This is a genomic window from Citrobacter amalonaticus (genome assembly GCF_018323885.1).
GTDB classification, from domain to species: domain Bacteria; phylum Pseudomonadota; class Gammaproteobacteria; order Enterobacterales; family Enterobacteriaceae; genus Citrobacter_A; species Citrobacter_A amalonaticus.
The window spans coordinates 513,006-526,358 of sequence record NZ_AP024585.1 but is presented as its reverse complement, the minus strand read 5'-3'; the positions used below and the strand labels follow the sequence as shown (position 1 = coordinate 526,358).

At 53.5% G+C, this 13,353-nt stretch carries 13 protein-coding genes; 6 read left to right on the top strand and 7 right to left on the bottom strand.

Features of this window, described 5'->3' with window-relative positions; translation table 11 throughout:
• Positions 1–35: 35 nt before the first annotated feature.
• From zapG to degS, 3 genes are all read left to right on the top strand, one after another.
• On the top strand, positions 36–434 hold the full coding sequence (zapG, locus tag KI228_RS02580; protein ID WP_043001761.1) for a Z-ring associated protein ZapG: 399 nt from the start codon (positions 36–38) through the stop codon (positions 432–434).
• A gap of 168 nt (positions 435–602) precedes the next feature.
• Positions 603–1,970: a serine endoprotease DegQ gene (gene degQ, locus KI228_RS02575; RefSeq protein ID WP_061069293.1), complete on the top strand. Its 1,368-nt coding sequence runs from the start codon at positions 603–605 to the stop codon at positions 1,968–1,970.
• 90 nt (positions 1,971–2,060) lie between these two features.
• The gene (gene degS, locus KI228_RS02570) at positions 2,061–3,128 is read left to right on the top strand and encodes an outer membrane-stress sensor serine endopeptidase DegS (protein WP_042998325.1); all 1,068 of its coding nucleotides are present in this window, start codon (positions 2,061–2,063) and stop codon (positions 3,126–3,128) included.
• Positions 3,129–3,196: 68 nt separating this feature from the next.
• On the opposite strand, the gene mdh is transcribed toward degS, so the two are convergent.
• On the bottom strand, positions 3,197–4,135 hold the full coding sequence (mdh, locus tag KI228_RS02565; protein ID WP_042998326.1) for a malate dehydrogenase: 939 nt from the start codon (positions 4,133–4,135) through the stop codon (positions 3,197–3,199).
• 414 nt (positions 4,136–4,549) lie between these two features.
• Between mdh and argR the strand changes: the two genes are divergently transcribed.
• Positions 4,550–5,020 (top strand): transcriptional regulator ArgR, encoded by a 471-nt coding sequence (gene argR / locus KI228_RS02560; protein ID WP_042324992.1) that lies wholly within the window; start codon positions 4,550–4,552, stop codon positions 5,018–5,020.
• A gap of 367 nt (positions 5,021–5,387) precedes the next feature.
• On the top strand, positions 5,388–5,651 hold the full coding sequence (gene yhcN, locus KI228_RS02555) for a peroxide/acid stress response protein YhcN (protein ID WP_042998327.1): 264 nt from the start codon (positions 5,388–5,390) through the stop codon (positions 5,649–5,651).
• Between the two features lie 57 nt (positions 5,652–5,708).
• On the opposite strand, the gene KI228_RS02550 is transcribed toward yhcN, so the two are convergent.
• The 5 genes from KI228_RS02550 to aaeX all read right to left on the bottom strand — a co-directional run bounded on the left by KI228_RS02550 (position 5,709) and on the right by aaeX (position 10,666).
• Positions 5,709–5,981 (bottom strand): barstar family protein, encoded by a 273-nt coding sequence (locus tag KI228_RS02550; RefSeq protein ID WP_042324989.1) that lies wholly within the window; start codon positions 5,979–5,981, stop codon positions 5,709–5,711.
• A 29-nt stretch (positions 5,982–6,010) separates the two neighbouring features.
• Entirely contained in the window at positions 6,011–7,459 is a 1,449-nt protein-coding gene (locus KI228_RS02545) for an NAD-dependent succinate-semialdehyde dehydrogenase (RefSeq protein ID WP_061069294.1), read from the bottom strand.
• A gap of 90 nt (positions 7,460–7,549) precedes the next feature.
• On the bottom strand, positions 7,550–9,517 hold the full coding sequence (gene aaeB / locus KI228_RS02540; protein WP_044255975.1) for a p-hydroxybenzoic acid efflux pump subunit AaeB: 1,968 nt from the start codon (positions 9,515–9,517) through the stop codon (positions 7,550–7,552).
• A gap of 5 nt (positions 9,518–9,522) precedes the next feature.
• Entirely contained in the window at positions 9,523–10,455 is a 933-nt protein-coding gene (gene aaeA, locus KI228_RS02535) for a p-hydroxybenzoic acid efflux pump subunit AaeA (protein WP_042998330.1), read from the bottom strand.
• A gap of 7 nt (positions 10,456–10,462) precedes the next feature.
• A complete protein-coding gene (aaeX, locus tag KI228_RS02530; protein ID WP_000051841.1) occupies positions 10,463–10,666 on the bottom strand; it encodes a p-hydroxybenzoic acid efflux pump operon protein AaeX in 204 nt (67 codons plus the stop codon).
• 182 nt (positions 10,667–10,848) lie between these two features.
• Between aaeX and aaeR the strand changes: the two genes are divergently transcribed.
• Positions 10,849–11,778 (top strand): HTH-type transcriptional activator AaeR, encoded by a 930-nt coding sequence (aaeR, locus tag KI228_RS02525; protein WP_061069295.1) that lies wholly within the window; start codon positions 10,849–10,851, stop codon positions 11,776–11,778.
• 91 nt (positions 11,779–11,869) lie between these two features.
• On the opposite strand, the gene tldD is transcribed toward aaeR, so the two are convergent.
• Positions 11,870–13,315: a metalloprotease TldD gene (gene tldD, locus KI228_RS02520; RefSeq protein WP_061069296.1), complete on the bottom strand. Its 1,446-nt coding sequence runs from the start codon at positions 13,313–13,315 to the stop codon at positions 11,870–11,872.
• Positions 13,316–13,353 lie beyond the last annotated feature (38 nt).

Here is a 13,353-nt window from a genome sequence, read left to right as displayed (position 1 = left end):
CACCCTACGGAAACAAAAGACAACGGGAGATGTTCATGACCTGGGAATATGCGCTAATTGGGTTAGTCGTCGGCATCATCGTCGGTGCTGTAGCCATGCGTTTTGGTAACCGGAAATTACGCCAGCAACAGGCGTTGCAGTACGAACTGGAAAAGAATAAAGCTGAACTGGAAGAGTACCGCGAAGAACTGGTCAGCCATTTTGCCCGCAGCGCCGAGTTGCTGGACACCATGGCTCACGATTACCGTCAGCTGTATCAGCACATGGCGAAAAGCTCCAGCAGCCTGCTGCCGGAACTGTCTGCGGAATCTAACCCGTTCCGTAACCGTCTGGCTGAATCTGAAGCCGGCAACGACCAGGCTCCGGTACAAATGCCGCGTGACTACTCCGAAGGCGCATCCGGCCTGCTGCGTAGTGGCGCAAAGCGCGACTGACTGCACAGCGATAATATTTTTCCTGGGCGCAGCGATTGCGCCCACCTCTTCTCTCCCGTCCCGACTATCATTTAATCATTATCCGCATTGTTAGCAGACTGAAAATTCAATAACATCAAACTGTTTTGAATCGTCTTTCCCTTTACTCAAGGTACGAGAGCAGGATCAATGAAAATACAAACCCAGCTGTTGAGTGCATTAGCGTTAAGTGTCGGGTTAACTCTCTCGGCGCCGTTTCAGGCCATTGCGTCGATCCCAGGCCAGGTTCCCGGCCAGCCCGCGCTTCCCAGTCTTGCCCCGATGCTCGAAAAAGTGCTGCCTGCCGTCGTTAGCGTGAAGGTTGAAGGCACCGCCACTCAAACGCAGAAAGTCCCGGAAGAGTTTAAAAAATTCTTTGGCGATGATCTGCCCGATCAGCAGGCACAGCCGTTTGAAGGACTGGGTTCCGGGGTCATTATCGATGCCGCAAAAGGCTATGTTCTGACCAACAATCATGTGATTAATCAGGCGCAGAAAATCAGCGTTCAGTTGAATGACGGGCGTGAATTCGAGGCCAAACTGATTGGCAGCGACGATCAAAGCGACATCGCCCTGCTGCAAATTCAAAACGCCAGCAAGCTGACGCAAATCACCATCGCCGACTCGGATAAACTGCGCGTTGGTGATTTTGCTGTGGCGGTCGGTAACCCGTTTGGTCTGGGGCAAACCGCCACCTCCGGTATCGTCTCCGCGCTGGGACGCAGTGGGTTGAACCTGGAAGGTCTGGAGAACTTTATTCAAACCGATGCTTCAATCAACCGCGGGAACTCCGGCGGCGCGCTGCTTAACCTGAACGGCGAGCTGATCGGTATTAACACCGCTATTCTTGCGCCTGGCGGCGGCAGCGTCGGGATCGGTTTTGCCATCCCCAGCAATATGGCCCGCATCCTGGCGCAGCAGCTGATTCAGTTTGGTGAAATCAAGCGGGGCCTGTTGGGGATTAAAGGGACCGAAATGTCCGCCGACATCGCCAAAGCATTCAAGATAGATGTGCAGCGCGGTGCCTTTGTCAGCGAAGTACTGCCAAACTCCGGTTCAGCCAAAGCGGGCATTAAGTCCGGCGATGTGATTACCAGTCTCAACGGCAAATCGCTCAACAGTTTTGCTGAGCTGCGCTCCCGGATTGCCACCACAGAACCCGGTACTAAAGTGAAGCTGGGCCTGTTGCGTAACGGCAAACCGCTGGAAGTGGAAGTGACGCTTGATACCAGCACCTCGTCATCTGCCAGCGCGGAGATGATTGCCCCGGCGTTACAGGGCGCGACGCTGAGCGATGGTCAGCTCAAAGACGGCAGCAAAGGTATCAAAATTGACAGCGTTGAAAAGAGCAGTCCCGCCGCACAGGCTGGTTTGCAGAAGGATGATGTGATCATCGGGGTCAACCGTGACCGCGTGAATTCTATCGCTGAGATGCGCAAAGTGCTGGAAGCCAAACCGTCCATTATTGCGCTACAAATCGTCCGCGGTAACGAGAGCATTTATCTGCTCCTGCGTTAAATCCAGATGACCGGGCATCAGCCTCGCGTGTGATGTCTGGTTAACTCGTGATATGCTGCTGCCGTTCCCTTTATTAATGACGCCTCCATCATGTTAGTGAAGCTCTTACGTTCGGTTGCAATTGGTTTGATTGTTGGCGCCATTCTTCTGGCCGCCATGCCTTCGCTACGCAAAATCAACACGCTTTCTGCACCGCAATATGACAGTGCCGACGAGACGCCCGCCAGCTATAACTCTGCGGTACGTCGTGCGGCCCCCGCTGTGGTCAACGTCTATAACCGCAGTATGAACAGCACCGCGCATAATCAGTTGGAAATCCGCACCCTGGGTTCAGGTGTAATCATGGATCAGCGCGGCTACATCATTACCAACAAGCATGTGATCAACGATGCCGATCAAATCATCGTCGCCTTGCAGGATGGACGTGTGTTTGAAGCGCTGCTGGTTGGCTCCGATACGCTGACCGACCTGGCGGTACTGAAAATCAACGCCACTGGCGGTCTGCCGACGATTCCGATCAACGCCGGACGTTCACCGCATATCGGTGACGTAGTCCTGGCGATCGGTAACCCTTATAATCTCGGACAAACCATCACCCAGGGCATTATCAGCGCCACGGGGCGTATCGGCCTGAACCCAACCGGACGACAGAACTTCCTGCAAACGGATGCCTCGATCAACCACGGTAACTCTGGTGGGGCACTGGTGAACTCGCTGGGTGAGCTCATGGGTATCAACACCCTGTCGTTTGATAAAAGCAATGACGGCGAAACGCCGGAAGGGATTGGCTTTGCCATTCCGTTCCAGCTGGCAACCAAAATTATGGATAAGCTGATCCGCGATGGCCGTGTTATCCGTGGCTACATTGGGATTGGTGGTCGTGAAATTGCCCCACTGCACACGCAGGGCGGCGGTATGGACCAAATCCAGGGGATCGTCGTGAACGAAGTGGCGCCGGATGGCCCGGCGGCGCAGGCCGGTATTCAGGTTAACGACCTGATTATCTCCGTGAACAGCAGACCGGCGGTCTCCGCACTGGAAACCATGGACCAGGTAGCAGAGATTCGACCAGGTTCGGTCATTCCGGTGATTGTCATGCGTGATGATAAGAAGCTGACGCTACAGGTCACTATTCAGGAATACCCGGCAACCAATTAGTTATCGGCAATCAGGCAATAAAAAACCGGAGACATATTGCTCCGGTTTTTTATGGCTTCGCGGTTCGCTTACTTGTTAACGAACTCTTCACCCAGTTGAATATCTTTCTTCAGGGTATCCAGCATACCTTCCAGCGCATTCTGCTCGAATGCGCTCAGTTTGCCGATAGACTGACGCTCTTCGACGCCGTTTTTACCCAGCAGCAGCGGCTGCGAGAAGAAACGTGCGTACTGACCGTCACCTTCAACGTAGGCACATTCAACAACGCCTTTTTCGCCCTGCAGCGCGCGCACCAGAGAAAGACCGAAACGAGCGGCCGCCTGGCCCATAGACAGGGTTGCCGATCCGCCACCCGCCTTCGCTTCAACCACTTCGGTACCTGCGTTCTGAATACGCTTGGTCAGGTCAGCGACTTCCTGGTCAGTGAAGCTCACGCCCGGGATCTGCGACAGCAGTGGCAGAATAGTCACGCCAGAGTGTCCGCCGATAACCGGAACTTCAACTTCAGTCGGCAGTTTACCTTTCAGTTCCGCCACAAAGGTGTTGGAGCGGATGATATCCAGCGTGGTTACGCCAAACAGTTTATTTTTGTCGTAAACGCCCGCTTTTTTCAGTACTTCTGCTGCAATAGCGACAGTGGTGTTCACCGGGTTGGTGATGATACCGATGCAGGCTTTCGGACAGGTCGTCGCGATCTGCTGTACCAGGTTCTTCACGATGCCCGCATTGACGTTAAACAGGTCGGAACGATCCATACCCGGTTTACGCGCTACACCTGCGGAGATCAGCACCACGTCCGCACCATGCAGTGCAGGGGTCGCGTCTTCACCGGAGAAGCCTTTGATTTTCACAGCAGTTGGGATATGGCTAAGATCTACAGCCACACCGGGAGTCACTGGAGCGATGTCGTACAGGGAGAGTTCTGAACCTGAAGGCAGTTGGGTTTTTAACAGTAGTGCAAGCGCCTGGCCGATACCGCCGGCAGCGCCGAGGACTGCGACTTTCATCCTAAACTCCTTATTATATTGATAAACTAGTGTTTGTTGCTCCGCGGCGGCGACGTTAAACCACAAATTCGATGAATACAATCACCCGTATTCAATTCTGTGTTGTCACGCGAATTTAGCTTTTATGCATTTAATTGACGTAATCCGAAGCTGTCTGTGCAGTAGAGCAACTTTCCAACAGGTGGTGACAATATACCCTACTACCAGCCCAAAACAACATCAATTTGATAACAATTAATTTACTTTTAAGCTTATTTGCGAGGCGTGACACAGGCATGTTTCTTGATAACAATATTTGATAAAATTCCGCTCTTTCATAACATTATTTCAGCCTTCACTTGGGCAGACTATTTGCATAAAAATTCATCTGTATGCATAATAATGTTGTTTCCACTCTCATACTACGGGTGACTTATGCGAAGCTCAGCTAAGCAAGAAGAATTAGTTAAAGCGTTTAAAGCGCTACTTAAAGAAGAAAAATTCAGCTCTCAGGGCGAAATTGTCCTCGCATTGCAGGATCAAGGCTTTGATAACATCAACCAGTCCAAAGTGTCACGCATGCTGACAAAGTTTGGGGCAGTCCGTACCCGCAATGCGAAAATGGAGATGGTGTACTGCCTTCCGGCTGAACTGGGCGTACCCACCACCTCCAGCCCACTGAAAAACCTGGTTCTTGATATCGATTTTAACGATGCAGTGGTGGTGATCCACACAAGTCCTGGCGCGGCGCAGTTGATCGCCCGCCTGCTGGACTCGCTGGGTAAAGCTGAAGGCATTCTGGGCACCATCGCCGGGGATGACACCATCTTTACCACCCCGGCTAATGGCTTTACGGTAAAAGATCTCTACGAAGCCATTCTGGAGCTGTTCGAACAAGAGCTCTGACCCTCTCACCCCGTCGTCTGAGGCGGCGGGGTAAAACCCTGCTTTAACGTTCACTTCCCGTTATTTTATCTGCCTGTTATTTAGCAAATAGTGCGTTTATCTGCCCAAAATCATTCAATCAGTGAATATGCTCATGCAAAACCGCACAAATCGCAAAATTTCATATCCATATGATTTTATTAGATATAAACAAAAAACCATCACTTTTTAATTCCAGACAGGCATAAAAAAATAAATTTTCATTACTTACGCATCGCTGAAACCATTAGCGTGGTATTAATTTATCACGTGATTAGTGTATACTTGATTTTGTGATGAGGGTCACGAAACGAAGGCCCCCAATAATAAATTCGACGAGGTACTTATCATGAAAATCAAAACAACTGTTGCTGCGTTAAGCGTTCTCTCTGTTCTTTCATTCGGCGCATTCGCCGCAGATTCTATCAACGCAGAACAAGCACAAAATCGCGAAGCGATTGGCTCTGTCTCCGTAAGTGCAATCGGCTCCAGCCCAATGGACATGCATGAAATGCTGAACAAGAAAGCCCAGGAAAAAGGCGCATCAGCGTATCAGATCACCGAAGCCCGTAGCGGTGACACCTGGCATGCCACTGCCGAATTGTACAAATAAACCCTCGTCGTCTAGTCCGACGACCTTGCCCCCGACTGTCGGGGGCTTTTTTATCTCTCAATGACGAACATTAAAACGCAACTGACCTTCCAGTTCTTCTTCTGCTTCATCAAACAACAAAATCAGTGCGCCATAACGCCGGCGTGATTTCTCGGGTAGATGTACAAACTCGATCTCCAGCGGTAACGGCAGCGCTTCACTCATGATGATGTCCCACAGAGAGTCGAGATCGCTTACTTTCTCTTTGGCCAGGCCAAACATTCGCGCAAACTCACGATAAAAGTCGTCCTGATCCTCAATTTCATCAAAATCAAATGTATAGATATTCATCTATCGCCACCTTCCCGATATCGGTCTGACTACAGGCCGCCAATATGCAGGGTTTTCACTTCCAGAAATTCGTCTAACCCCAGAACCGATCCTTCACGTCCCAGCCCGGACTCTTTCACCCCGCCAAACGGTCCCAACTCGGTGGAAACCGCACATTCGTTTATCCCGATCATACCGCTCTCAATAGCCTGAGAGACGCGGAACACCCGTTGTAGGTTTTGCGTATAGAAGTAAGCGGCCAGGCCAAACGGCGTGTTGTTCGCGCGCTCAATTACCTCTTCTTCTCGGGTAAAGCGGAAGCAAGCGGCAACCGGTCCAAACGTCTCTTCGCTCGCCAGTTTCATGTCATCACGACATTCACCCAATACCGTTGGTTGCCAGAAGTTACCGCCGAGTGTGTGCGCTTTCCCGCCCGCCAGCACTTTGGCTCCTTTCGCAACGGCATCTTCCACATGCTCACGCACTTTATCGACCGCAGACGGTTCGATCAGCGGCCCGACGACGACGCCGTCATCCAGGCCATTCCCCACCTGCAATGCCTGAACCGCATCAGCCAGTCTGCGGGTGAATTCGTCGTAGACACTCTCCTGGATATAAAAACGGTTCACGCTGACACAAACCTGCCCGGCATTACGGAACTTATTGGCAATAGCGCCTTTTACCGCCGCATCGATGTCCGCATCGTCAAACACGATATAGGGAGCATTGCCACCGAGTTCCATCGACACTTTTTTCATGGTTTCCGCTGCGTTACGCACCAGCGTTTTGCCGACAGCCGTTGAACCGGTGAACGAAATTTTGCGCACCGCATGGCTTGCCATGATGGCATCGCTGATTTCCGGTGTATTGCCCGCTACGGCATTGAGCACGCCATCAGGGACCCCCGCTTTCTTCGCCAGCGTGAGCAACGCAAAGGCACTCAGCGGCGTGTTATTGGCCGGTTTTATCACCCCGGTACAGCCCGCCGCCAGCGCCGGGCCGAGCTTACGGGTCAGCATCGCCATCGGGAAATTCCACGGCGTAATGGCTGCCACGACGCCAATCGGTTCGCGGGTCGCCAGAATGCAAGAGCCGGGTTTGATCGGCGGGATAATTTCGCCATTGGCACGCTTCGCCTGCTCGGCAAACCATTGGATAAAGCTGGCAGCGTATTCGACCTCACCCTCGGCTTCTTTCAGCGGTTTCCCCTGTTCGGTGGTCATCAACCGTCCTAGCCAGCTTTTGTTTTCGATGATCAATTCATACCAACGGTACAGAATTGCCGAGCGCTCTTTTGCCGTTTTTGCCCGCCAGGCAGGAAATGCCTTACTGGCCGCGGCAATCGCCTCCTCGGTCTGCTGTTTTCCTGCTTTCGCCACCTTCGCGATCGTGTCGCCGGTCGCCGGATTGATCACATCAAAGGTGGTATCAAGCGTTTTCCACTGCCCATCAACCAGATATCCCGTCTGAAAAAGTTCGTTGTCCTGAAGCGTTTGCATGGTGTTTTCTCCTTCTGATGTCCTGCATTGCGCACATCGAATAAGTATAGCCATAAAAAAACCGACGCTTTTGGCATCGGTTTCTGAGGGTTAGCTGTCGGTTAGCGCATGCTGGTACTTGTGCAACATACCGGTCAGTCGTTTCACCGGTTCAGTGACCTGCGGGGGCGCTTCCCAGACTCGCAGCTTTTCCTGATACACGTCCAGCTCATCCAGTAGCTGACCAAAGTAGCGTCGACGCTTGTCGTCATTCACGGCTGAAATGACATGATCCGCCGTACGACGCAACTGCTGGTGGAACGCGGAGAGATCGTCGTTGACCGGAATCGGCGCATCCCGCAGACGCTGGTGCGCAATGATCATGGTCAGCGCCAGACGGAACTTCGGCAAATCCCCCGGGAATTTATTCATCAACAGAAACAGCTGCTGATAAAGCGCGGGAAGATGGTTCTCTTTGCGTCGTACCACGTTGGTGGTCATCGCTGACACCGCCGCAGAAACAAACTGGTTGAGCAGCACACGACCCGTACGATCGCGAGAATTATCGCGCACAATCACAATGACCAGAAAGGCCAGTACGCAGCCCACAATCTGCCCTAACGCACTGTCCAGGAACTGGCTGAAGTGGAAGGTCATCGGGTTATCCAACACGATAATGTTAATGGTACTGGCCAGCGCGCCCATCGACCCCAGACGCCGCTTCTGTACTTCGATCCCCAAAAAGAATCCCAGCACCGCGAGGCTCAGACAAAGCAACAGCATGCTCTGTTGGGTATTGGGGAGGATCACCAGAAAATAGAGCGCCCCCAACGGCAGCGCGGCAAGCGTACCGTAGATAAAGTCGATAGCGACCATGCGTGGGTTCGGCAGACGCATCGCCAGCGAAGTCACCACCGCAATCATCACCATTGCGCCGTTACCGGAAGTCCAGCCTGTCCACAGCCAGAACAGCGTTCCCAGCACACAAGAGAGCGTGGTGCGCCAGAAGTTCACCATGGCATGGTGACGTTCCGCGGACTCGACTTTCACCACTGGTTCTCCCTGCAACACCTCCTCTTCCGTGGCGCTGATTTTGGTATTGCTGATCACGCCACGCTTCAGCAGCAGATAGCGCGTTGCCGCCCCAGCCCAGGTATATAGCGTGACGGGCGTTTCACGCTCACCGGTCCAGGCAATCACCCGGCGCAGGCGCTTAAGCTGCTTATGCACATCCTGCGCGGTTTCAACCGGCATGGCGAAAAACTCGCGGAAGGTATCGGTGATCAGCTCAGGACGCGTGTTCTGGATCAGATAGGTTTCGCAAGATTGCGTAATCATGGTCAGCGACAGGGTATTGATCGCCTTCAGGCGGCGATTCGCCCGCGCCCAGCGGGAGGATTCCATGTTCAGGTTGCTGCGCATTCCTTCCAGCGCCGTGGCCCGACGTACCAGATCGCCCCAGGCTTTGTCCACTTCTTCGCTATCGCCATGTTTAATGCACAACTGCATCAGTTGGTACTGCGCCACCAGCAGGCTATCCAGCTCACGATCGACCTCTTGCTTGATCGATCGTGGAGAAAAGAGCAGATCTGCGATAATGGCGCAGACAATCCCGATGACAATCTCGCTACAGCGTTCTACAGCAAACTGCGGCGTAAGCAGCGGTTCGGTTTGAATAGTGATGACAATAATCAGCGCGGTGTAGCCCGATAACCCCCATGCATAGGAGTTCTCAACGCGCACCAGCGAAGAGATCCACGTACAAAACCCCGCCCAGATACAGCACACCAGAATCATCAGCAAAGGTGCGCGGATCATCGCAATGATGATCACCAGTGCCGCAATACAACCAATAAAGGTGCCGACAATGCGCAACATCCCGCGATAACGAATCGCGCCAGAATACGGTTCGCCGCCGGCGGCAAAGGCCGGACCCGCCGCGACAATCGCCGCCGTCAGCACCGCCCAGCGTGGTGTTTCAAGCTGAAAGTGAAAGCCAACAAACAGCGCCAGGACAATCGCGCAGGCCAGTTTGACCGCAAAGCGAATGTGCTGGTTGGCGATGGAAAAAATGCCCATCGCGATTAACCAAATTCGCGCAGACGGTGCGCCATTTTACGGAAGAACGAATCATTATTTTCGTCACGATCCTGCTTGCCGGTGATCACGACAGTCGCCGTGGTGCCGGCAGGCCACAGATTTTCCTGCTGATCGTCAAGCTGGATACGCACCGGAACGCGCTGCGCCAGGCGTACCCATTCCAGATTGGAATCGATCGTCGCCATGCCTTTATCGTCGCGGGTACTGCTGGCATTGGTGACCCCTGCCGCGATGCTATCGACTCGCCCTTTTAACACCTTATTGCTACCCAACGGGGTAATTTCTGCGCGATAGCCCGGACGGACGCCCTCCAGCTTGGTCTCTTCCATATAGGCCAGCACATAGAAGGAGTTCTGTTTCACCAGCGCCACGGCGGTAGAGCCTCGGGTAATAAACTCACCGGTATAGACGTTCAGGTTAGTCACCCAACCATCCGCAGGCGCGCGAATGACGGTGCGTTCGAGATCTAACCTGGCGAGGTCGCGAGTCGCCTGCGCTTTAGCCAACTGATGTAATACGGTTTGCAGCACGTTATTGGCCTGATCAATCTCTTCACGGGACATCGCCTGGACGCCAAGACGGTTACGACGTCCGGCTTCCTGGCGTTTCTCTTGCGCCAGCACCTGATAATAGGCGACGTCGGCTTCGGCCTCTTCCAGCGCTTTTTGGTAGCGCGGTTGATCGATGGTGAACAGCACCTGATCTTTCTTCACCAGTTGATTATCATGCACCTTAACGGCAGTGATGAGCCCGGCAACGTCCGGCGCGATGGCAACCACGTCTGCGCTGAATCGGGCATCACGCGTCCACGGTGATTCAGTGTAATAGACCCAGGCGCGAAAAATAGCGATGAACGCCAGGATGACCAGTACGAGGGTAATGGCCGTACGGGAGATTTTTCTTGTTAGTGTTTTCACTTCAACCTCAAACGAACAGGCGCGATATCAAGTAAAAGAGACAGCAATACAGCGCAGTATTAAACAGAGCCGGATGCCAGACAAAATCATAGATGCCCGTAGGCACAAGCACCCGGCGCACCAGCCAGAAAATCGCCAGTGACAGAAGCAATTCAAAGAATATCGGTGGGAAGGACAGACCAAACACCACAATAACGGGAAACAGACTCATATTGACCTTGATATTGTAGAGAGTGCAGGCGATACAGTTTTCAGCAAATGTCGACGCGGAGAAGGGCAAGGAAAGCCAGGCGAGAGCGACATAGCCTTTATTTGAATAATAATATATTACCGTAATTGTTATGCTGTTATCTATAATATGTGATCTAAATCACTTTTAAGCCAGAGTGAATAATGGAACGATTAAAGCGCATGTCGGTGTTCGCGAAAGTGGTGGAACTTGGTTCCTTCACCGCCGCTGCCAGACAGCTACAAATGAGTGTTTCGTCGATTAGCCAGACGGTGGCAAAACTGGAAGATGAGCTGCAGGTCAAGCTGCTGAACCGCAGCACGCGTAGCATTGGCTTGACTGAAGCCGGGAAAATTTATTATCAGGGCTGTCGGCGTATGCTGCATGAAGTGCAGGATGTTCACGAGCAGCTTTATGCCTTTAACAACACGCCGATTGGTACGCTGCGCATTGGTTGTTCTTCAACCATGGCACAAAATGTCCTCGCGGGGATCACCGCTAAAATGCTCAAAGAGCACCCTGGCCTGACGGTCAATCTGGTCACCGGTATTCCGGCCCCCGACCTGATTGCCGACGGTCTGGATGTGGTTATCCGCGTGGGTGCCCTCCAGGATTCAAGCCTGTTTTCCCGTCGCCTGGGTGCAATGCCGATGGTGTTATGCGCGGCGAAACGCTATCTCGCACAGTATGGGACACCGGAAAAACCGGCCGATCTCACCAACCACTCCTGGCTGGAATACAGCGTGCGTCCGGATAATGAGTTTGAGCTGATCGCCCCGGAAGGGATCTCCACGCGACTGATCCCACAGGGACGCTTTGTGACCAACGATCCAATGACCCTCAGCCGCTGGCTGACCGCCGGCGCAGGGGTTGCCTACGTCCCGCTGATGTGGGTTATCAATGAGATCAACCGGGGCGAACTTGAGATCTTATTGCCGCGCTACCAGTCCGATCCGCGTCCGGTCTATGCACTGTATACCGAAAAAGACAAACTGCCGCTGAAAGTACAGGTAGTGATTAACTATTTGACCGACTATTTCGTCGACGTGGCACAGATTTTTCAGGGAATGTATGGTCGGGGAAAAGAAAAGTGAGAAATTGCCCGGTGGCGCTGCCGCTTACCGGGCCTATGGGAGCATCAGTTGTTGACCGGACAGGCGTAAACCACTATCCGGCAACTGACAGTCAGGCGGTGCCGCCGACCGTCAGGTTATCCACTTTCAGCGTTGGTTGACCCACGCCCACCGGCAGGCTCTGGCCTTCTTTGCCACAGACGCCGACGCCGTTATCCAGCTTCAGGTCGTTACCGACCATCGAAATCTGCTGCATCGCTTCGATACCCGAACCAATCAACGTGGCCCCTTTCACCGGCTTCGTCACTTTGCCGTTCTCAATCAGATACGCCTCTGAGGTAGAGAAAACGAACTTACCGGAGGTGATATCCACCTGACCGCCGCCAAAGTTTGGCGCATAGATCCCGTACTCTACGGACTCAATGATCTCCTGCGGCGTGGATTTACCCGGCAGCATATAGGTGTTGGTCATACGCGGCATCGGCAGATGCGCGTAAGACTCGCGGCGACCGTTTCCGGTCGGCGCAACGCCCATCAGCCGCGCATTCAGTTTGTCCTGCATGTAACCTTTCAAAATGCCGTTTTCGATCAATACATTGTATTGACCCGGCGTGCCTTCGTCGTCAATGGCCACCGACCCCCGGCGATCCGCCATCGTCCCATCGTCCACCACGGTGCACAGTTCAGAGGCGACCAGTTCGCCCATATGACCGCTGAATACCGATGTGCCGCGACGGTTAAAGTCCCCTTCCAGGCCATGTCCCACCGCTTCGTGCAGCAGTACGCCAGGCCAGCCAGCCCCCAACACAACGGGCAGCGTCCCGGCAGGCGCAGCAACCGCAGACAGGTTCACCAGCGCCATGCGTACGGCCTCTTTCGCCCACGCGTCGGCGCGGACGTCGCCATCCAGATCGGCGAGGAAATAATCGTAGCCAAAACGCCCACCGCCACCGCTGGCGCCGCGCTCACGTTTACCGTCTTCTTCCACCTGTACGCTGACCGACAGGCGCACCAGCGGACGCACATCGGCGGCCAGTGTCCCGTCAGTAGCGGCAACGAGGATCAATTCATACACGCCGGTCAGGCTGGCCGACACTTCCTGCACGCGTTTATCCGCTTCACGGGCAACTTTATCGACGCGGCGCAGGATATCGAGCTTCTCTTCACGGCTCATGCTTTGCAGCGGATCGACAGAGGTGTACAGCGCAGGATACTCAACGGCACCGAGGGTCTTCACTTTCCCGTCGCCATTGTCACGCACGATGGTACGCGCGGCGCGCGCACTCTGTTCCAGCGCCTGCAGACTGATCTGGTCAGCATAGGCAAACCCGGTTTTTTCACCGCTCACTGCGCGAACACCAACACCCTGATCGATATTGTAAGAACCATCTTTAATGATGCGGTCTTCTAAAACCCAGGATTCGTGATAGCTCGACTGAAAATAGAGATCGCCGTAATCAAGACGACGTTCGGCCAGTTGGCCCAGAATGGCAAACAGATCCTGATGTTTCAGGCCGTTCGCCGCTAGCAATTGTTCACTTACCAGGTTCAGACTCATCGTTATTGCTACTCGTTAATGACTGCAGATAGAGGATC